This window comes from Pseudomonas sp. 102515 (genome assembly GCF_031085165.1).
Lineage (GTDB): Bacteria > Pseudomonadota > Gammaproteobacteria > Pseudomonadales > Pseudomonadaceae > Chryseomonas.
Genome location: NZ_JAVHTY010000002.1, coordinates 782,389 through 802,267, shown reverse-complemented (window position 1 = coordinate 802,267; position 19,879 = coordinate 782,389). Strand labels below are relative to the sequence as shown.

General features: G+C 66.8%; 18 protein-coding genes and 2 pseudogenes. 9 read left to right on the top strand and 11 right to left on the bottom strand.

All coding sequences use genetic code 11. The features are described 5' to 3' along the window. Position 1: 1 nt before the first annotated feature. The 5 genes from RCF34_RS10785 to RCF34_RS10765 all read right to left on the bottom strand — a co-directional run bounded on the left by RCF34_RS10785 (position 2) and on the right by RCF34_RS10765 (position 4,948). Entirely contained in the window at positions 2-2,161 is a 2,160-nt protein-coding gene (locus RCF34_RS10785; RefSeq protein WP_308708143.1) for a chemotaxis protein CheA, read from the bottom strand. Next, a complete protein-coding gene (locus tag RCF34_RS10780) occupies positions 2,158-2,463 on the bottom strand; it encodes a lipid asymmetry maintenance protein MlaB (protein WP_058792877.1) in 306 nt (101 codons plus the stop codon). The genes RCF34_RS10785 and RCF34_RS10780 overlap by 4 nt, the downstream gene beginning before the upstream one ends. A gap of 20 nt (positions 2,464-2,483) precedes the next feature. Further along, positions 2,484-2,855, bottom strand: coding sequence for a response regulator (locus tag RCF34_RS10775; RefSeq protein WP_308708142.1), 372 nt, complete (start codon positions 2,853-2,855; stop codon positions 2,484-2,486). An 11-nt stretch (positions 2,856-2,866) separates the two neighbouring features. Beyond that, complete coding sequence (locus RCF34_RS10770) at positions 2,867-4,042, bottom strand: methyl-accepting chemotaxis protein (protein WP_308708141.1); 1,176 nt, start codon at positions 4,040-4,042, stop codon at positions 2,867-2,869. Positions 4,043-4,180: 138 nt separating this feature from the next. Next, positions 4,181-4,948, bottom strand: coding sequence for an FCD domain-containing protein (locus RCF34_RS10765; RefSeq protein ID WP_308708140.1), 768 nt, complete (start codon positions 4,946-4,948; stop codon positions 4,181-4,183). A gap of 220 nt (positions 4,949-5,168) precedes the next feature. On the opposite strand from RCF34_RS10765, the gene RCF34_RS10760 reads away from it, so the two are divergent. From RCF34_RS10760 to RCF34_RS10745, 4 genes are all read left to right on the top strand, one after another. After that, positions 5,169-6,863: a lactate permease LctP family transporter gene (locus RCF34_RS10760; RefSeq protein WP_308708139.1), complete on the top strand. Its 1,695-nt coding sequence runs from the start codon at positions 5,169-5,171 to the stop codon at positions 6,861-6,863. Positions 6,864-6,934: 71 nt separating this feature from the next. Further along, a complete protein-coding gene (locus RCF34_RS10755; protein ID WP_308708138.1) occupies positions 6,935-7,759 on the top strand; it encodes a (Fe-S)-binding protein in 825 nt (274 codons plus the stop codon). Beyond that, positions 7,756-9,210, top strand: a complete 1,455-nt coding sequence (locus RCF34_RS10750; RefSeq protein ID WP_308708137.1) for a LutB/LldF family L-lactate oxidation iron-sulfur protein — start codon at positions 7,756-7,758, stop codon at positions 9,208-9,210. The genes RCF34_RS10755 and RCF34_RS10750 overlap by 4 nt, the downstream gene beginning before the upstream one ends. Beyond that, positions 9,207-9,875, top strand: a complete 669-nt coding sequence (locus RCF34_RS10745; protein WP_308708136.1) for a lactate utilization protein C — start codon at positions 9,207-9,209, stop codon at positions 9,873-9,875. Before RCF34_RS10750 ends, RCF34_RS10745 begins: the two co-directional genes overlap by 4 nt. Positions 9,876-10,043: 168 nt before the next feature. Here the strand turns inward: RCF34_RS10745 and RCF34_RS10740 are convergent, their stop codons facing one another. The 3 genes from RCF34_RS10740 to RCF34_RS10730 form a co-directional block, all read right to left on the bottom strand. After that, complete coding sequence (locus RCF34_RS10740; RefSeq protein ID WP_308708135.1) at positions 10,044-10,514, bottom strand: MEKHLA domain-containing protein; 471 nt, start codon at positions 10,512-10,514, stop codon at positions 10,044-10,046. Between the two features lie 109 nt (positions 10,515-10,623). After that, a complete protein-coding gene (locus RCF34_RS10735) occupies positions 10,624-11,745 on the bottom strand; it encodes a YncE family protein (RefSeq protein ID WP_308708134.1) in 1,122 nt (373 codons plus the stop codon). Positions 11,746-11,846: 101 nt separating this feature from the next. Beyond that, positions 11,847-12,851: a ribonuclease Z gene (locus RCF34_RS10730; RefSeq protein ID WP_308708133.1), complete on the bottom strand. Its 1,005-nt coding sequence runs from the start codon at positions 12,849-12,851 to the stop codon at positions 11,847-11,849. A 186-nt stretch (positions 12,852-13,037) separates the two neighbouring features. On the opposite strand from RCF34_RS10730, the gene RCF34_RS10725 reads away from it, so the two are divergent. Continuing rightward, complete coding sequence (locus tag RCF34_RS10725; RefSeq protein ID WP_308708132.1) at positions 13,038-14,282, top strand: acyl-CoA dehydrogenase family protein; 1,245 nt, start codon at positions 13,038-13,040, stop codon at positions 14,280-14,282. 65 nt (positions 14,283-14,347) lie between these two features. Here RCF34_RS10725 and RCF34_RS22990 read toward each other — a convergent pair. Together RCF34_RS22990 and RCF34_RS22985 are read right to left on the bottom strand one after the other, a co-directional pair. Then, positions 14,348-14,731: pseudogene (locus RCF34_RS22990) on the bottom strand (methyl-accepting chemotaxis protein); the annotation flags it as partial. Between the two features lie 156 nt (positions 14,732-14,887). Further along, positions 14,888-15,574: pseudogene (locus tag RCF34_RS22985) on the bottom strand (PAS domain-containing protein); the annotation flags it as partial. 300 nt (positions 15,575-15,874) lie between these two features. Here RCF34_RS22985 and RCF34_RS10715 point away from each other — a divergent pair. The 4 genes from RCF34_RS10715 to RCF34_RS10700 all read left to right on the top strand — a co-directional run bounded on the left by RCF34_RS10715 (position 15,875) and on the right by RCF34_RS10700 (position 19,462). Beyond that, a complete protein-coding gene (locus tag RCF34_RS10715; RefSeq protein WP_308708130.1) occupies positions 15,875-17,041 on the top strand; it encodes an acyl-CoA dehydrogenase family protein in 1,167 nt (388 codons plus the stop codon). 10 nt (positions 17,042-17,051) lie between these two features. Further along, entirely contained in the window at positions 17,052-18,137 is a 1,086-nt protein-coding gene (locus tag RCF34_RS10710; RefSeq protein ID WP_308708129.1) for a sigma-54 dependent transcriptional regulator, read from the top strand. Between the two features lie 77 nt (positions 18,138-18,214). Beyond that, a complete protein-coding gene (locus tag RCF34_RS10705; RefSeq protein ID WP_308708128.1) occupies positions 18,215-19,075 on the top strand; it encodes a pirin family protein in 861 nt (286 codons plus the stop codon). Positions 19,076-19,120: 45 nt separating this feature from the next. Next, on the top strand, positions 19,121-19,462 hold the full coding sequence (locus tag RCF34_RS10700) for an FKBP-type peptidyl-prolyl cis-trans isomerase (RefSeq protein ID WP_308708127.1): 342 nt from the start codon (positions 19,121-19,123) through the stop codon (positions 19,460-19,462). A 13-nt stretch (positions 19,463-19,475) separates the two neighbouring features. Here RCF34_RS10700 and RCF34_RS10695 read toward each other — a convergent pair whose 3' ends face one another. Beyond that, the gene (locus tag RCF34_RS10695; protein WP_308708126.1) at positions 19,476-19,664 is read right to left on the bottom strand and encodes a hypothetical protein; all 189 of its coding nucleotides are present in this window, start codon (positions 19,662-19,664) and stop codon (positions 19,476-19,478) included. Positions 19,665-19,879 lie beyond the last annotated feature (215 nt).

The window sequence follows — 19,879 nt, the reverse complement described above, 5'->3', positions numbered from 1 at the left end:
ATCAGGCCAGCACGGGAGCGGCCACGGGCGCGGATGATGCCTCGCCAATCAGGCCGGGCACGTTGAGGATCAGCGCCACGGCGCCGGTACCCAGGATGGTGAAACCACCAAGGCTGCGGTTGTGGCCGAACAACGGACCGAGCGGCTTGATCACGGTCTGGAATTCGCCGAGCAGTTGATCGACCACCAGGCCGGCGCGCTGGCCGGCATAGCGCACCACCACCACGTTCTGCCGCCGCGGCGGCGCTTCCTCGATGGCGAACAACTGGCGCAGGCGCAGCACCGGCAGCACCTCGCCGCGCAGGTCGAGGTAGTCGTTGCCGTTGGCCTGGACACTGGCCGTCTCGGTCAACTCGATGCACTCCTCCACCGCTTCCAGCGGCACCACATAGGTGGCCTTGCCGACACCGATGAGGAAGCCGTCGATGATCGCCAGGGTCAGCGGCAGGCGGATGGTCACGGTGGTGCCGCGGCCTTCCTCGCTGGTGAGATCGACGCTGCCGCGCAGGGCGGTGATGTTCTTCTTCACCACGTCCATGCCGACGCCGCGGCCGGACAGGTTGCTGATCTGCTCGGCGGTGGAGAAACCCGGTTCGAAGATCAGGTTGAACACGTCCTTGTCGGCCAGCACCTGGCCTTCGGCGATCAGGCCGCGCTCGGTCGCCTTGCGCAGGATGCGCTCGCGCGACAGACCGCCGCCGTCGTCGGTGACCTGGATGACGATGCTGCTCGCCTCGTGATAGGCGTTCAGCCCCACGGTACCCTGGGCCGGCTTGCCGCGCGCCAGGCGCAGCTCGGCGGACTCGATGCCGTGGTCCATCGCGTTGCGGATCAGGTGGGTCAGCGGATCGCCGATTTTTTCCACCACGGTCTTGTCCAGCTCGGTCTCGCCACCGCTGATGCGCAGGGCGATGTCCTTGCCGATTTCCTTGGAGACGTCGCGGACCACGCGCTGGAAGCGATTGAAGGTGGTACCGATCTGCACCATGCGCAGGGTCAGGGCGGTGTCCCGGACCTCTTCCACCAGGCGCGACAGCACCCCGGTGGACTCCACCAGCGCCGGCAGGCCGCTCTGCTGGGCGATCAGCTGGGTCCCGGCACCGGCGATGATGAGCTCGCCGATGAGGTCGATCAGCTGATCGAGCTTGGTCGCGTCGATGCGGATCAGCTGGCCTTCGCCAGCCGGCGCGCGCTGCTCCTTGATCTTGCGCTGCTTGTTCAGGGCCGCATCCACCACCGGCGGATTGACCAACTGGGCTTCCACCAGGGCTTCGCCGATGGGCTGGCGCGGCGTCGCCGGATCGGCCTGCCGGCGCAGCACCTCGTCCAGCTCGGTGGCGGTCAAGGTGCCGCAGCGCACCAGGATCTCGCCCAGGCGCAGGTCTTCCTCGGCCAGGTCGTCGATCAGCTGGCAGTAGTCGCTGCTGCGGCTATGCGGCGGAAGAATGCGGATCTGGCTGTCTTCGCGGACGAATTCGAACGCCGCTTCGATGGTCGCCTTGTCGGCGTCGCTGTCGAAGGCGACCTCGAAGCCCAGGTAGCAGGTCTCCGGATCCATTTCCGCCGCGGCCGGGATGGCATCGGTCAGGGTGACGATGTTGACGATGCGGCCAAAGCTGTTGAGGTAGCGGACGAAGGCCAGCGGATCCATGCCGTTGCGCAGCATGTCCGGACCGAAGCGCAGCGACAGGTGCCAGTGGCCGGCGGCCACGCCATCGACCGGTGCCGCCAGAGTACGGGCGGCGGTGACCGGCTGGGTCGCCTTGGCGCTCGGCTGCAGATAGTGCTCCAGGCGCTGCACCAGCACGGCGCCGGCGGCCTGGAAGTCGGCCTCGGGCTCGCTGCCGGACGCTACCCGGGCGATCAGGCCGTTGAGGTGGTCGCAGACCTCCAGGAACAGCGCCGACAGGGTCTCGTCGAACGCCAGCTCATTGCTGCGGATCCGGTCGAGCACGCTTTCGGCGACGTGGGTGAAGGCCACCACATGGTCCAGCCCGAACAGGCCGGCCGAACCCTTGATGGTGTGCGCGGCGCGGAAGATGGCATTGATCAGCTCGACGTCATCCGGCGCCTGCTCGATCTGCAGCAACGCCGCTTCCATCTGCTGCAGCAATTCCTCGCTCTCGGCGATGAAGGTCTTGAGGATCTCGTCCATGTTCATGCGGCAACACCTTCCGCGGCGGCCGCGGTAAAGAAGTCGGCGAGACCTGCCAGCTCGAGCAGTTCGGTCACGGCGGGGCTGGGGTCGACCAGTTCCAGGCTGCCGCCCAGACGCTGCGCCTCGCGGTGGGCCAGCAGCAGCAACTGCAGACCGGCGGAGTCGAATTCATCGACCTCGGCCAGTTCCAGCGCCACGGTGACCCCGGCGGTCAGGGGCTCCATCAGCAGCGGCTTGCTGTCGGCCGCGGTGTAGATGGTCAGCGGCCCGGTGAGGGGCAAGCGGGTACGAACGACATCGTTCATGGGGGCAGCCTCCAGGGCCATCAGGGCATGATCAGCTTGGAAACCGCCGCCAGCATCTGCGCGGGCTGGAACGGCTTGACCATCCAGGCCTTGGCACCGGCGGCCTGGCCGGCGGCCTTCTTCGCGGCGTCGGACTCGGTGGTGAGCATGATCACCGGGGTGAACCGGTAGGCCGGCAGCTTCTTGGCCGCGGAGACGAAGGTGATGCCGTCCATGTTGGGCATGTTCACGTCGCTGATGATCAGGTGCACCTTGCGACCGTCCAGCTTGGTCAGGGCATCGCGGCCGTCGCAGCCTTCGATGACGTCGTAGCCAGCGCTTTTCAGGGTCATGGACACCACTTGGCGGATGGAGATGGAGTCGTCGACGATCAGAATGGTCTTGTTGCTCATGACAGCTTTCCTTAAAAGAAGGTGATATCGGATTCGGCAGCGGCGGCGGCCGGTCGCTTGCCGTGATGCACGGCGACCTGCTCGGCCATGGTGTAGGTACGGGCCAGTTCGGCGAGCCAGCCCTTGGTGTCCAGGGGTGGCAGCGGCTGACCGCTGGCGGCCAGGGCGCGACGGTCGATCACCAGGCGCTCGAGGCGGGCCTGGTCGTCACGGATGTGGCCAAGCATCTGGCTGACGCGATCCTGGAATTGCAGGGCGACCAGCACCTCGGCGATGGCGCCACCGACGGCAGTGGCGTTCTCGGCCAGGGCATCGCTGCGCTCGACCACGTCACGTGTAGTGCCGCCAAAGGCGCCGATGACCTGTTCGATGGTCTCGCCGGACTGGTTCAGGGTGCCGGTGTCGCGTTCGGCATGGAGCTGCGACAGTTCCAGGGTGCGGGCGATGGCGCCGTTCACCGTTTCCACGGTTTCACCGATCTTCTGCCCGGTATCGCCGGACAGGGTGGAGAGCTTGCGCACCTCGTCGGCGACCACCGCGAAGCCACGCCCGGCCTCACCGGCACGGGCGGCTTCGATGGCGGCGTTGAGCGCCAGCAGGTTGGTCTGGCGGGCCACGTCGCCGACGTCCTTGGCCATGCTCTTGAGCTGCTCGGTCAGCCCGGCCAGGCCGTTGACCTCGTGCAGCAGCGCGCCCTTGCTCGACAGCGCCTCACGCAGCGATTGCAGGATGCCATCCAGCTGGTTCTGGCTGCTGGCCATGAGATTGACCAGGCGATCGCCGCTGCCGTGATCGGCGCCGGCGACGCTGTGGATGCGGCCGGCCAGTTCGGCGAAGCGACTGGTCAGGCTGACGATTTCCTGCTCGGTATGGGCCCGCGCGGCTTCGATCTGTTCGGACCACACCGGCAGGACGGCCACGCAGAGGGCTTCCAGGGCCTCGTCACGGCCGCCGGCAGGGCTCTGGCTCACGGCCTGCCCGGACGCGCGCGCGGCCTGCCCTACCTGGGCGCGACGCAGTTGCCAGAAACCCAGGCCCACGGCCAGTGCCAGCTGGGTAGCACTCAGGACCAGGGTGGCCGAGGTCACGCCGCCAGCCAGCAACGTCGCTCCGGTACCGCAGGCACCAAGCAATGCAGGGGTGAATGTAAGGTCGATGAGCGAGGGCGAAGAAGGGGCGTGTTCCACAGGAAGATACCGGTCTAGACGCCAGCGAAGGCGGGAAGGTGTGACCGGGTTATCAGCTCTGAAACGCTAAACTTTAGCCGCGGACGGATAACTTGTTGTAGTAGCCTAGTGCCACTACGGGTTTTTCCGCCAGTTTTTTTAGAGTTCATCCCGCCGTTTGGCCCGTGCCAGACGGCCTGCCATGGCTCCGGCCTCCTCCAGAACCTCGCGCACATAGCCCAGATGGCGGCTCGCCGCCTCGCGCGCCGTTTCCGCTTCACCCGCGACAATCGCCTGGTAGAGCGACCGGTGCTGCTCCAGCAGGCGTTCGCGGGTTTCGCCCCGTTGCGCCTGCATGCCACCGATATTGGTCACCATGTGATGGCGCAGCAATTCGAACAGGCTGCGGATGCTGTGCAGGTAGACGGCGTTGTGACTGGCTTCGGCGATGGCCAGGTGAAAGGCCGCATCGGCCTCGCCCTCCTCTTCCCGGGTCAGGGTCTCGCGCCGGCGGTAGCAGTCCTCCAGGCGCTCCCAGGCCAGGGTCAGTCGTGCCAGATCCGGTTCGGTGGCGCGCTGCGCGGCGTAGTAGGCGCAGGCGCTCTCCAGGGTGTGACGAAACTCCAGCAGATCGCGCCGGGTTTCCTCGCGGCTTTCCAGCAGCGGCAGCAAGGGATCGGTGAAGGCGCTGTTGAGCGCCTCGGTGACATAGGTGCCGCCGCCCTGCCGGCTGAGCAGCAACCCGCGCGCTACCAGTTTCTGGATGGCCTCGCGCAGCGAGGGTCGCGACACCCCGAACCGCTCGGCCAGCACCCGCTCGGCCGGGAGGCGCTCGCCAGGGCGCAGGGAGCCTTCGGCGATCAGCGCTTCCAGGTGCTTGACGATGTCGTCCGACAGACGACGTTGCTTGACTGGTTCGAACCCCATGAAAAACCTCGAAAAAGCCGTGGGCGGTGGCGGGCGTCCGCCAGGCAGGCGGTGCTGGCCGACGAAAGTCGCACATCAAGGGGTTTGACAGGCGCAAAGACCCCGCTTAACGTGCGTGAAGTCGCTCTTGTAAATTGGTCTTACCAATTTTTGCCACAGGCTGCGATCTTGTGCAACCCCGTCCTGCCGCCTCCCTACAAAAACAATCAAGGAGCACCCGATGGATACCTGGCAACAGCTCTACCTCCCCCTCGGCAGCCTGGGCCTTTCGGCCTTCGTCGCTGCCCTGCCTATCCTGTTCTTCTTCGTCGCCCTCGCCGGTCTGAGACTCAAGGGCCATGTGGCCGGCGCCATCACCCTGGCGATCGCCCTGCTCATCGCGCTGTTCGTCTATCGCATGCCGGTGGACAAGGCGCTGGCCTCGGCCGGCTATGGGTTCCTCTACGGCCTCTGGCCCATCGCCTGGATCATCGTCACGGCGGTGTTCCTCTACAAGCTGACGGTCAAGTGCGGCCAGTTCGACATCATCCGCAGCTCGGTGCTGTCGATCACCGACGATCAACGCCTGCAGGTACTGCTGATCGGCTTCTGCTTTGGCGCCTTCCTGGAGGGTGCGGCCGGCTTCGGCGCGCCGGTGGCCATCACCGCCGCTCTGCTGGTCGGCCTGGGCCACAATCCGCTGAAGGCGGCCGGGCTCTGCCTGATCGCCAACACCGCGCCGGTGGCCTTTGGCGCCCTGGGCATCCCGACCATCGTCGCCGGCCAGGTGACCGGCATCGACGCCTTCAAGATCGGGGCCATGACCGGTCGCCAGTTGCCCTTGCTGTCGCTGCTGGTGCCGCTGTGGCTGATGTTCATGATGGACGGCATGCGCGGCCTGCGGGAAACCTGGAAGCCGGCGCTGATCTGCGGTGGCACCTTCGCCGTGTTCCAGTACCTGACCTCCAACTTCATCGGTCCGGAGCTGCCCGACATCACCTCGTCGCTGGCCGCCATGATCGCCCTTACCGGCTACCTCAAGCTGCGCCAGCCGCAGCATGCCACCACGGGCGCCACTGCCGTGGTCAGTGGCGGCGGCGCCGCCATGCTAGGTGGCGGGGCAGGCTTCGGCAGCGGCGGCCGGCTGCCCCCGGAGCATTCCCTGGGTACCGTGATCAAGGCCTGGTCGCCGTTCCTGATCCTGACCGTGGTCGTCACCCTCTGGACCACCAAGGCCTTCAAGGCGCTGTTCACCACCGGCGGTGCCCTCTATGCCCTGGTGATCAACGTGCCGGTGCCCTACCTGGACAAGCTGGTGCTCAAGACGCTGCCGATCGTGGCCACCCCGACGCCCATGCCGGCAGTCTACAAGCTCGACCTGCTGTCGGCCTCGGGCACCGCCATCCTGATCTCCGCCCTGATCTCCATGGCCATCTTCCGCATCAAGCCGTCGACCGCCCTGGGCGTGTTCAAGGAAACCCTGGTGGAGTTGCGCAAGCCGATCCTGTCCATCGGACTGGTGCTGGCCTTCGCCTTCGTCGTCAACTACTCGGGCATGTCCACCACCCTGGCCCTGCTGCTGGCCGGTACCGGCGCGCTGTTCCCCTTCTTCTCGCCGCTGCTGGGCTGGCTGGGGGTGTTCCTGACCGGTTCGGATACCTCGTCCAACGCCCTGTTCGGCTCGCTGCAGGCGACGACCGCGCACCAGATCGGCGTTTCCGACACCCTGCTGGTGGCAGCCAACAGCTCCGGCGGCGTGACCGGCAAGATGATCTCGCCGCAATCCATCGCCGTGGCCTGCGCCGCCACCGGCATGGTGGGCAAGGAGTCGGACCTGTTCCGCTTCACCGTGCGCCACAGCATCGGCTTCGCCGTGCTGGTCGGGTTGATCACCCTGGCGCAGGCCTATGTGTTCACCGGCATGCTGGTGCACTGATCGCGCGGTTCCGGGCGGCGGCCCCGGTCGCCACCGGCTCTCTTTCAACCGGGCCAACCCGGAGTTAACCTATGAACGACCTCTTCCACAACGCCGCCCTCAACGCCACCCGCACCGCGCCGCCCCTGGCGCCGCCGCGGACTTATCCGCAGCAGAAGCCGACCCAGGTCTATCTCTTCGGCACCTGCGTGGTGGACCTCTTCTATCCGGAAGCCGGCATGGACAGCATCCGTCTGCTGGAGCGCGAAGGCATCCGCGTGCACTTTCCCCAGGCGCAGAGTTGCTGCGGCCAGCCCGCCTACACCTCGGGCTACACCGAGGAAGCCCGCGCCGTCGCCCGTACCCAGCTGGCACTGTTCGCCGAGCCCTGGCCGGTGGTGGTGCCCTCCGGCTCCTGCGCCGGCATGCTGCGCCATCACTATGCCGAGCTGTTCGCCGACGAACCCGAGACCCTGCGTCAGGTAAGGGACCTGGCCGAGCGCACCTACGAACTGGCGGAATTCCTGCTTCACGTCTGCCAGGTGGACTACCAGGATCGCGGCGCCCCGACCAAGGTGGCGCTGCACACCTCCTGCAGCGCCCGCCGCGAGATGCAGACCCACCTGCACGGCCGCGCCCTGCTCGGCCAGCTGCAGGCCGTGGAGCGCGTCGACCATGACCACGAGAGCGAATGCTGCGGTTTTGGCGGCACCTTCTCGGTACGGATGCCGGACATCTCCGGCGCCATGGTGGCGGACAAGACCCGTGCCCTGCAGGACAGCGGTGCGGCCCAGGTGCTCACCGCCGACTGCGGTTGCCTGATGAACATCAACGGCGCCCTGGAAAAGCAGCGCGCCGCCCTGCGTGGCGAACACCTGGCGAGCTTTCTCTGGCGCCGTATCGGAGGTGCAGCGTGAACGAGAGGCTGAAGATCCCCCTCACCGACGTCAGCGAGGCGCCCCCTTTCAAGACGCGGGCACGCCAGGCCCTGGGCGACGACCAGCTCAGACGCAACTTCCGCACGGCCATGGATTCGCTGATGACCAAGCGCCTGGCCAGCATGAGCGATGCCGACGAGCGCGAGCGCCTGCGCGAACTGGGCAATCGCACCCGCGCCCGGGCGCTGTCCAAGTTGCCGGAGCTGCTGGAACGACTGGAAGCCAACCTCACGCGCAACGGCGTCCAGGTGCACTGGGCCGAGACCACCGCCGAGGCCAACGCCATCGTCCAGCAGATCGCCGAGCGCCATGAAGCGCGGTTGCTGATCAAGGGCAAGTCCATGGTCAGCGAAGAGATGGACATGAACCATGTCCTCGGCGCCCAGGGCATCGACTGCCTGGAATCGGACATGGGTGAGTACATCATCCAGCTCGCCGGGGAGAAGCCGTCTCACATCATCATGCCGGCCATCCACCTCAACCGGCAGCAGGTGGGCACCCTCTTCCACGAGCACCTGGCCGAGCCCTATACCACCGACGTCGACGAACTCATCCAGACCGGCCGGCGGGTGCTGCGGCAGAAATTCTTCGAGGCCGACATCGGCATCTCCGGGGTCAACTTCGCGGTGGCCGAGACCGGCACCCTGCTGCTGGTGGAAAACGAGGGCAACGGGCGGATGTCCACCACGGTACCGCCGGTGCACATCGCCGTGACCGGCATCGAGAAAGTGGTGGAAAACCTGCGCGACGTGGTGCCACTACTGTCACTGCTGACCCGCTCGGCCCTGGGCCAGCCGATCACCACCTACGTCAACATGATCTCCGGTCCGCGCAAGGCCGAGGAACTGGACGGACCGCGGGAGGTGCACCTGGTGCTGCTGGACAATGGCCGCAGCCAGGCCTTCGCCGACAGCGAATTGCGCCAGACCCTCAACTGCATACGCTGCGGTGCCTGCATGAACCACTGCCCGGTCTACACCCGCATCGGCGGCCACGCCTATGGCGAGGTCTATCCCGGCCCCATCGGCGCCATCATCACCCCCCACCTGGTCGGCCTGGAGCGCGCACCCGATCATCCCAGCGCCTCCTCGCTGTGCGGTGCCTGCGGTGAAGTCTGTCCGGTCAAGATCCCCATTCCGGCGCTGTTGCGGCGCCTGCGCGAGGAAAACGTCAAGGCGCCCGATGCCAAGCCCCATCTGCTGCGCGGACAGGGCAGCAAGTTCTCCGCCCGTGAGCGCTGGACCTGGCATGCCTGGCAGCATCTCTACACCTCGCCGCTGCTCTATCGCGGCTTCAGCTACCTGGCCACCCGCTTCGGCCGCTTCACCCCGGGCCAACTCGGCCCCTGGACGGAGCACCACAGTGCGCCCAGGCCGGCAACGCGCTCGCTGCACGAACTGGCCCGCGACCACCTGGAGAAACGCCCATGAGCGCCCGCGACAACATCCTCGCCAAGCTGCGCGGCAGTCTGCAGGGTACCCGGCCGCTGGCGGACACCTTCGACGAAGCCCTGGTGACCGAACCCTGGCGCTATCCACCCGAAGAGCGCGTCGCTCGCCTGCGTACCCTGATGGAGACGGTGCATACCGAAACCCATCTGACCACCGCGGCGGACTGGCCGGCGCTGGTCGAGCGCGTCCTCGCCGAACGCGGTTTGGAGCTGTTGCTGATCGCTCCCGGCACGCCCCATGGCGCACGCCTGGTGGAGCGCTGGCAGGGCGACGGCTCACCGCGCTGGAAGGCCTATGATCGCCCCGTGGAAGAGTGGAAGGCCGAACTGTTCAACGACACTCCGGCCAGCCTCACCGGCACCCTCGGCGCCCTGGCCTCCACCGGCAGCCTGGTGCTGTGGCCGGATCGCCAGGAACCACGCCTGATGAGCCTGGTGCCCCCGCTGCACATCGCCCTGCTCAAGGCCAGCACCGTGGTGGACAACTTCTACGAGTTGCAGCAACAGCACCGCTGGCAGGACGGCATGCCGACCAACGCCCTGCTGATCTCCGGACCGTCCAAGACCGCCGACATCGAGCAGGTGCTGGCCTATGGCGCCCATGGGCCCAAGGATCTGGTGGTGCTGATCGTCGAGGACGAGTGAAGCATCCGGCCGGGGTGAGTCGGGATAGCCTGGCATTATCCTCGCGTGGAAAACGCTGCGCGGTTTTCCACCCTACGACGTCAGGCTAGGCGTAGGGTGGAAAACCGCGCAGCCTTGTCCACGAATTCGCCGATCTTCCGCGCGCAGCCGAGCCCGACAATCTCTGCCTCACTCCAGCTGCCCAACCCGCTGCAGATCCGGCCAGAACAACGCCGCCTGACCCAACCGCTGCCCGTCGACATCGACCAGATTCCACACCACCCCCGCATGGATCTCGAAGGCCTGACCTGCCTTGTCCACTCGCCAGCCTTCGTAGCCTGAGGCATAGCCCTTGCGCCCCACCGCTTCCATCAGGCGCTGTCGCTCGTCCCTGTCCTTGGGGGAGGCGCTGAACCTTGAAGGCATGCCAATGAATTCGTCGCGGGGATAGCCGAAACAGCTCAGCGCCTGCCTGTTGGCATAGCAGAACAGCGGATCGCTTTCGGTACCGTGCGCCAGCAGGGCATAGGGTGCCCGCTCATGCAGCCAGGCGGGAAGTTTGGGCTCAGGCAGTCCGGCGGGACGCGGCAGCGGCTCGCCGAGCCAGCGGCGGTAGGAGCCTTCCAGTAGCGGAAGCAGGCTGAGATCGGTGGCGGACAAAGCGGCAGCTCCTTGATGGTAGGCGCCATGCATTCAAGAGCAAGCCGGCGGGCTTGGGAAGCCCAGGGCCACCGCAGCAGGACGCGGCGGCAGCCAAGGGCGGCGCGATCTACTTCACCGCGGAGAGGTCGATGCGCACCACGCTTTCCGGCGCGGTGTTCATGTATTCCTTGTCGAAGGGCGTCTTCACCGTCGCGTACAGCGTCTGGCCATCCGGGCTCACCAGCAGGCTGTTGGGATTGGGCTTGAGGTCGTAGGCCTTCTTCTCGGCGTAGGTGGTGGCGTCGAGGATCAGCAGGCGGCCGGTCTCGCGCTGGGTGATGTACAGCTCGTTACGCTGGGTATTGAGCTTGATGGCCAGGGCGTCGCCCACCGGCAGGCGCTTGATCACCTTGCCGCTGCGGATATCGAAGACCAGCACGGTCTTGGCTTCGGAGTTGTCGGTGACGAACAGCTGGTGGTTGGCGCGATCCTCGGCCAGGTTCAGCAACAGGTACTTGCCACCATCGCCCGGGGTCCAGCGGTGCTCGATCTTGCGGGTGCGCGGATTGATCACCAGCACTTCGCCGCTGCCGTTGGCCGCATAGAGGCGCCCGGTGTCCTCGGAATACAGCAGGCCGGTCACCCACTTGCCGGCATTGGGAATGCGCGCCTTGAGGGTCAGGGTCTTGGCGTCCACCACCCAGATCACCCCCGGATCGCCGACGCCGCCGACGTACAGCATGCCGTCATGCAGGATGACCTGGCGCGGATTGACCGGATGGCCGTCCCGGCCCATCTCGTTGAATTTCAGCCGCTTCTCCACCTTGCCGGTGCGCAGGTCGATGCGGCTGAGGCCGCCGTCCAGGGAGTTGGTGACGAACAGCGTCTCGCCACTGGCATCGGTGGTCAGGGCGAAGTTCTTCAGATCGGTGTGGATCTGGCCGGTGATGGCCAGGGTGGCCGGATCCAGCTGATAGATCACCCCGCCGGTGACGCCCTTGGTCAACTGGGCGGTCGCCGCATAGACCGACTGCTTGGCCGGGCTGTAGGCCAGCTCGTAGACGCCGTAGCCCAGCTCGATGCGGTTGAGTTCGGCCGGCGCCTGGGGCACGGCAGGCTGCGCGGCGACGGGAGCCGGCGCGGGTGGCGGTGGCATCGGTGCCTCCGGGCGATTGGAACAGGCTGCGACTGCCAGGGACAGCAGCGCCATGGCGCCCAGCGTCGAGACCTTGTTGAAAGACACCGCCATTTGCTTCTCCTAGGGACGAGGTGCGAGGGATCGGAAGGACCCAGAATGATAAACGTTCGCACTATGCCCAAGGAGAACAGGTCAGACAAGACCGAAGCGTTTCAACCTCTTTCCTGCTGCGGGTCGCCATCCCCTGCCCCGCCGCTCTGGCCCAGGGCTTTCAGGCGACCCTGACGATCCAGGCGAAAGCGGGCGAAATCCTCGGCCAGGTGCAAGTCGCCGCCATAGTGGGCAGCGGCCTCCTCGCGTAACGCCTCGATGGACGGCGAACGCCCCGCCTCGGCCTGATAGCGCGGACTGAAATGAGTGAGCAACAAGGCCGGCAGTTCCTGCGCCTCGGCGAAACGAGCGATGCCAGCCGCGCTGCTGTGGCCCCAGCTCTGCCCGGTCTTGTCGATCTGCGCCTGGGCGTAGGTGGCTTCATGGACCAGCAGCTGAGCGTCCCGGCAGGCCTCCGTCAGCAAGGCGGGATCGTCATTGTCTCCCGCCACTACCAGCCGTCGCTCCCCATGGGCCGGCCGCAGGAAGTCGGCGCTGCGCAGCAGGCGGCCTTCGTGCAGCACATCCTCGCCCCCATGCAATCGCCCCCACAGCGGCCCGCGTGGCACCTGGGCCGCCGCCAGGGCCGCGGGATCCAATCGCTGCGGCCGGCGGGTCTCGCGGAAGCGAAAGGCGTGACTGGGCACCCGATGGGAAAGCGCGAAGGCGTCGATATCCCAAGCCCCGACGGAGACGCCAGTGAATTCTTCCAGTGCGTGGAAGCTTAGCTCGAAGGGCAGATGCAGGGCGGTCAGCGCCTGGGTGGCGGCGAGCCAGTCCCCTACCGCCTGAGGCGCGATCAGCACCAGCGGCTGGCTGCGTCCGGTCATGGCGGCGCTGGCCAGCAGCCCTGGCAGGCCATAGCAGTGGTCACCATGGACATGGGTGATGCAGATGGCGCGCAGATCCGCCGCCGACAGCGGGGTACGCAGCAGCTGGTGCTGGGTGGCCTCGCCGCAATCGACGAGAAACCAGCCCTTGCCCTGGTCCTCGATCAGGGCAAGGGCCGAGACGTTGCGCCGCCGGGTCGGCACCCCCGCCGAGGTGCCAAGAAACAAGAGGTCCATGGGGACTCCAGGCAAAAGGCCAGTCTAGCGCGGTCGACCCGCTGTCGCCGGGGCAACAGCGGCCAGGCAGTCCTGCTGCTGGCCAGGCAGCCCAGGCCCGGCGAACCCCGAGAAAGCGACCTTTCAGGCCCTGGCAGCGCTCTTGCAAAGCCTCTGGCGTCGACCTTCCAACCGCCGAGGATCACCATGAATCTGCCCGCTCGCCACCTGCCGCCCACCCCTTCGCACAGCCCCGACTACGAACAGCTGGCCGCTCGCTTTCGCCCGCTCTTTGCCCGGATCGCCGAAGGCGCCCTGGAGCGCGAACGCCATCGCAATCTGCCCTATGCACCCGTCGCCTGGCTCAAGGAGGCTGGCTTCGGCGCCGTGCGGGTGCCCGTGGAGTTCGGCGGCGCCGGCGCCAGCCTGCCGCAACTGGTCCGACTGCTGATCGAACTGGCGGCCGCCGACAGCAACCTGCCCCAGGCGCTACGCGGCCACTTCGCCTTCGTCGAGGATCGCCTCAACGCCCATGCCAGCACCTCCCAGCAGCTCTGGTTCGAGCGCTTCGTCGCCGGCGACCTGGTGGGTAACGCCTGGACCGAGATCGGCACCGTCAAGCTCGGCGAGGTCATCACCCGGGTCAGCCAGCAGGACGGCGAGTGGCGTCTCAACGGCACCAAGTACTACAGCACTGGTAGCCTGTTCGCCGACTGGATCGACGTCTACGCCCAGCGCGACGACACCGGCGGCGACGTCATCGCCGCCATCCGCACCGACCAGCCGGGGGTGCGCCAGTCCGACGACTGGGACGGCTTCGGCCAGCGCACCACCGCCAGTGGCACCTCGGTGTTCGAAGACGTGCGCGTGGCGCCCGAGAATCTCATCGACTTCGCCACCCGCTTCAAATACCAGACCGCCTTCTACCAGTTGGTGCTGCTGGCCGTGATCACCGGCAGCGGCCAGGCGGCCGTGCGCGAATTCGCTGCAGAAGTACGCGGGCGCACCCGGGTCTACAGCCATGGCAACGCCAGTGCGGCCAGTGCCGATCCCCAGGTGCAGCAGGTGGTGGGCAAGGCGTCCGCCTTCGTCTATGCCGCCGAAGCCGCGACCCTGGCAGCCGCCGTTTCGGCCCAGGTCGCCTTCGAGGCCCGCTATGCCGGGGATGCCGTCGCCGAGCACAACGCCAACGTGGCGGCGGAACTGGAATCGGCCCAGGCGCAATCGGCGGTCGCCGAGCTGGTGCTGCGGGCCACCAGTGACCTCTTCAATGCCCTCGGGGCCTCGGCGACCCGTGCCAGCAAGGGCCTGGATCGCCACTGGCGCAATGCCCGCACCGCCGCCTCGCACAATCCGCTGATCTACAAGGAACGCATCGTCGGCGCCTGGGAGATCGATGGCAGCGAGCCGCCCTTCGTCTGGCAGATCGGCGGCGGCAGCAAACAGGGCTGACAGCGGGTGACCGCCCAGATGCACAACGGCGCCCTGGGGTTGCCGTTGTGCTTTCAGGGGCTGGATCAGTTCGACAGCTGGCGGGCGAAACGCCCCACGGCGCCGACCACCCGCTGGGCGCCGTCCTGGATCTCCACGATCACCTGCCCGGCCTGCCCGGCCAGCTCCAGGCCCTGCTCGGCCTGGCGACGCCCGTTCTCGATCACCGTCACCGCTTCGCCGGCCAGTTGCTGGTTCTGCTGCACCACCCCGACGATCTCCTCGGTCGCCTTGCTGGTACGCGAGGCCAGTTGCCTGACCTCGTCGGCCACCACGGCGAAGCCGCGGCCCTGCTCGCCGGCCCGGGCCGCCTCGATGGCGGCGTTGAGCGCCAGCAGGTTGGTCTGTTCGGCGATGCCGCTGATGGTCTTGATGATGGTGCCGATCACCTGGGACTGGTTGTCCAGCGCCTCGATGCCCTTCACCGCCTCCTGCATCTGGATGGCCAGGGCCCGCATCACCTCCACCGTCTGCTGCGCCACCGCGGCACCCTTGCGGGCGGTGTCGTCGGTATGCCGGGAAGTTTCGAAGGCCACACTGGCCGCCTCGGACACCGCCTGTTCCTGCTGGACCTGATCGGTGATCACGGTGGCGAACTTGACCACCTTGTACAGGCGATCATGGGCGTCGATCACCGGGTTGTAGGAGGCCTCCAGCCAGACATCGCGGCCATGGGCATCCAGGCGCTTGAAGCGATCCACGACGAATTCGCCACGACGCAGGCGCGCCCAGAATTGCTGATAGGCCTCGGAGTTGGTCTCGGCCGGCTCGCAGAACAGCCGGTGGTGCTTGCCCTTGATCTGCGCCAGGGAATAGCCCATGGCCTGCAGGAATCTGTCGTTGGCGTCGAGCACCTCGCCGTCGAGGTTGAATTCGATGACCGCCGTGGAACGGCGCAGCGCCTTGAGCAGGCTTTCGTGCTCGCGCGAGGTTTCGATGGTTCTCGTCAGGTTGTTGCAGAACAGTCGGAAGCGCGTCACCTGGCCCTGGCTGTCGTGGAACGGGTGCAGGATGCCTCTCAGCCAGGCTTCCCGGCCGTCGCCGCGCAGGAGATGCAGGGCCCCGCTATAGGGCTCGCCGCGGCTCAGGCTCTGCTGCAGGCGACGGTTGTACTCCTGGTTCCGGACATGGGCCGGCACCAGATCCACGAGCGGACGACCCAGCAGATCCGCGGCACGCAGACCCATTTCCTGTTCGAAATTGGCGTTCACCGCGGTCACGCGACCCTGGCCGTCCAGCTCCAGGCCAATCATCTCAACGTCGAGCTCGGCCTTCAGGCGTTTGAAGGAATCGACCTGCTCGCGAAGACGCTGCAATTCTTGTTTTAGTCCTTTGTTGAACATGACATGCCCCTGAGCGGGAGATTGAGTTAAACCTGTATCGACCAGTACTAGTCAGGTCTTTAATCCCGGGTTAGACCCGGCGAGCTGATTTTCCAACCACCGGGAAAAAGCGCCGCGCCATTAACTAATAACAAAAAAATATTTCAAATCAGGGTTTGGCTCGCATTACGTTCTAACGCCTGCCAGCCTTCTCCACTGCACGAGTCCCCCATGCCCGATTCCCTGCTGGATCCCCTCACTCCCCTGCTGGAACGCTTCGCCGCCACCGCGGCGACGCGTGATAGGCAGGGCGGCACGCCCAAGACCGAGCGTGATGCCCTGCGCCAGAGCGGTCTCCTGGCCCTGAGCATTCCCGAGGAGCTAGGCGGCCTCGGCGCCTCCTGGGATCGGACGCTGGAGGCGGTGCGGCGGCTGGCCCGGGTCGACAGCTCCCTGGCCCATGTCTTCGGCTTCCACCATCTGCTGCTGGCCACCGCCCAGCTGTTCGGCCAGCCCACGCAATGGCGACCCTGGCTGGAGGGCACCGCGCACGATGCCCTGTTCTGGGGGAACGCGCTCAATCCCCTGGATCGCCGTACCCTCGCCCGCCGCCACGGTGATGCCTGGCAGGTGGATGGCCAGAAGAGCTTTTGCAGCGGTGCCCTGGACTCGGATCTGTTGCTGCTCTCGGCGCTGGAAAACGATGACAGCGGACGCCTGCTGATCGCCGTGGTGCCCACCGGCCGTGCCGGCATCCAGTTGTTCGACGACTGGGACAACAACGGCCAGCGCCAGACCGACAGCGGCAGCGCGCGCTTCGACGGCGTACGGGTCGAACAGCAGGAATGGCTGCTCGACCCCGGCCCGCTGAGCACGCCCTTCGCCTGCCTGCGGCCACTGCTGGCCCAGCTGGTCTTCGCCAACATCTTTCTCGGCCTGGCCGAGGGCGCCTTCGCCGAGGCCCGCCGCTACACCACCACCCAGGCGCGCCCCTGGTTCAAGTCACCGGCCGCCAGCGCCAACGAAGACCCCTACATCCTGCGCCACTACGGAGAGTTCTGGGTGGCCCTGGAGAGCAGCCGGCTGCTGGTGGAGCGCGCCAACGTCGCCTTCGCCCAGGCCTGGCAACAGGGCACGGCGCTTAGCGCAGCGGCACGGGGCGAACTGGCCATCGCCATCGCCACGGCCAAGGTCGTCACCAGTCGTCACGGCCTCGATCTCGCCAGCCGCCTGTTCGAGGTCGGCGGCGCCCGGGCCACCGCGGGTGCGCTGCGCCTGGATCGCTACTGGCGCAACCTGCGCACCCAGACCCTGCACGATCCGGTCGACTACAAGTTGCATGAGCTGGGCGACTGGGCCCTCAACGACACCCCGCCCGCCCCCAGCTTCTACTCTTGAGGAATCCGCGATGACCCTGCTGACCCTGACGCGCACGCCCGAGGTGCCCCGCTACCGCGCGACCGCCCAGGTGTTCGCCGATCCCAAATCGCGCGACCTGCTCGCCCACCTGGAAAAGATCGCGCCGAGCGACGCCAGTGTGCTGGTGATCGGCGAGACCGGTACCGGCAAGGAACTGATCGCCAGGCATATCCATGCGCTGAGCCACCGCCATGCCGGCCCCTTCGTAGCCGTCAATTGCGGCGCCTTTGCCGAGAGCCTGGTCGAGGCTGAGTTGTTCGGCCATGAGAAAGGCGCTTTTACCGGCGCCCTCGCCGCGCGCGCCGGCTGGTTCGAGGAGGCCAACGGCGGCATCTTGTTTCTCGACGAGATCGGCGATCTGCCGCTGTCGGTGCAGGTGAAGCTGCTGCGCGTCCTGCAGGAGCGCGAGGTGGTGCGGCTCGGCTCGCGCCGCAGCGTGCCGCTGAACGTGCGGATCATCGCCGCCACCAACGTCCCGCTGGAGCGGGCGGTGGCCGAAGGCTCCTTTCGCGAAGACCTCTGGTACCGCCTCAATGTGGTCAGCCTGCCGCTATTACCGCTGCGCCAGCGCCAGGGCGATATCCTGCCGCTGGCCCGGCACTTCCTCCACGCCTATGCCCAGGCGCCGGTCGCCCTGACACCGGCGGCGGAGCGACGCCTGCTGGAACATCCCTGGCCGGGCAATATCCGCGAACTGGAAAACACCCTGCAGCATGCTCTGCTGCTCAGGCCCCAGGGCCTGCTGGATGCGGGTGACCTGTCTTTCGTCCAGCGTCCCAGCCTGGTCCCGGGCGCGCCACGGCCAACCGAGTCGGCACCGGTCGACCGTCTGCTGACCGACGCCTTCGCCCAGCTGTTCGAAGAGCAGCCGGAGGCCCTGCACGAGCGTGTCGAAGATGCCCTGGTGCGCGCGGCCTACCGCTTCTGCCATCGTAACCAGGTCCACACCGCGCGCCTGCTGGGGCTGAGCCGTAACGTCACCCGTGCTCACCTGATCCGTATCGGCGAACTGGTGGTCAATCACCGTCGACCACTCGCGCCCCGGCCGGAACGCGAGGTGCGCTTCTCCATTTGAAGGGCGCTCTTCACGCCTGGGGTACCCGCCTGCCGAGGTGCCCCTTAAACTGGGGTTTTGCCCCCGCGAGGCCCCGCATGACCGCCCGTACCCTGCTGCACCGCCATCCCGCCCGGCGTGACGACATCGGTGACCTCCGGACCCGCCGCCCGCTGCCGGGCCCCGGCCTGCCGCATCTGGATCCCTTCCTGTTCCTCAATCACCACGGCCCCCAGGTCTATCCGCCGCACAATGCCGGCCTACCCTTCGGTCCTCATCCTCATCGCGGCTTCGAGACGGTGACCTTCATCCTTTCCGGTTCGCTGGCCCACCGCGACAGCGGCGGCCATGAAAGCGTCATCGAAGCCGGGGGCATCCAGTGGATGACCGCGGGCAGCGGCCTGGTGCATGCCGAGCTTTCGCCCGCCGCCTTCAAGCGCGACGGTGGCGACCTGGAGATCCTGCAGCTGTGGGTCAATCTCCCCGCACGCCTCAAGTTCACGCCACCGGCCTACCACGGCGTTTCCGCCGCGGACATGCCCCTGATCGAGGCGGATAGCGGCCGGGTACGCCTGCGCCTGGCATCAGGCAGCCATGAGGGCATCCAGGGCGCCGTGGCCACGCCGACGCCCATCACCCTGATGACCGTCGAGATCGCCCCCGGCGGCCGCGCCACCTTGCCCGCTCCCGCGGGTGCCACGGTGTTCTGCTATGGCGTACGCGGCACCCTGCAGATCGCTGGCCACGACGAAGCGCCGTGGCAGCTGTTCGAATTCGCCGATGACGGCGACCACATCGAGGTCGCCAGCCGCGGTGGCGCCGTGCTGCTCTATGGCCATGCGGTGCCCTTCGCCGAACCCATCGTCGCCCACGGCCCCTTCGTCATGAACAGTGCCGAGGAGATCCGTCAGGCGATCCGCGACTACCAGGCCGGTCTGTTCGGCGACGTGCCGGAGTGAGCCGGCCAGCCAGGCTAGAATTCGGCTTTTGCCTGGAGCATGGCGATGAGTGACGAATTGCGAATCGAGGATCAGGTCGTGGGCGACGGCAAGGCCGTGGTCAAGGGTGCGCTGATCACCACCCATTACGAAGGCTGGCTGGAGGACGGCACCCTGTTCGATTCCTCCCGCGCCAAGGGACGGGCCTTCCAGTGTGTCATCGGCACCGGCCGGGTGATCAAGGGCTGGGATCAGGGACTGATGGGCATGCGGGTGGGGGGCAAGCGGCGCCTGGAGGTACCGGCGGCCCTCGCCTATGGCGAACGCCAGGTTGGTGCGCTGATCAAGCCACATGCCAACCTGACCTTTGAAATCGAATTGCTGGAAGTCCTGACGCGGGACGATTGAGGGCTAGCCGACTTCAGTTCGGTGCCTTGGTATTCCGGCGCACCAGCTCGAGCTGGGCTTCGAGCACGCTTAGCCGGGCGAACTGCCGGGTGTAGATGACGAATTGCTCCTGAAAGCTCTGCCGGCTCCGGGCGAGGTCCTGTCGATGACTGCGGATCTGCTCTTCGAGAGTCTGCAGCCGCTCCTGGGTGGTTTGCGTCATGGCACCTACTCCTTGTGCTTGGGGTGTCAAATGGACTCTAACCGCGCCCTGACAAGTCGAGCTATAGCCGTTCGTCGTCCCTTAAACCACCGCCACAGAGCCGTTTCGCCTCGCGAATCTGTCATTGCTAGGCGTGAAAAGCGCGTCTTTCTTCACCGAGCGGTCAAGAAAAAAGGCGACGAACCTCGGGAGGTTCGCCGCCTTCAGGACAGGCG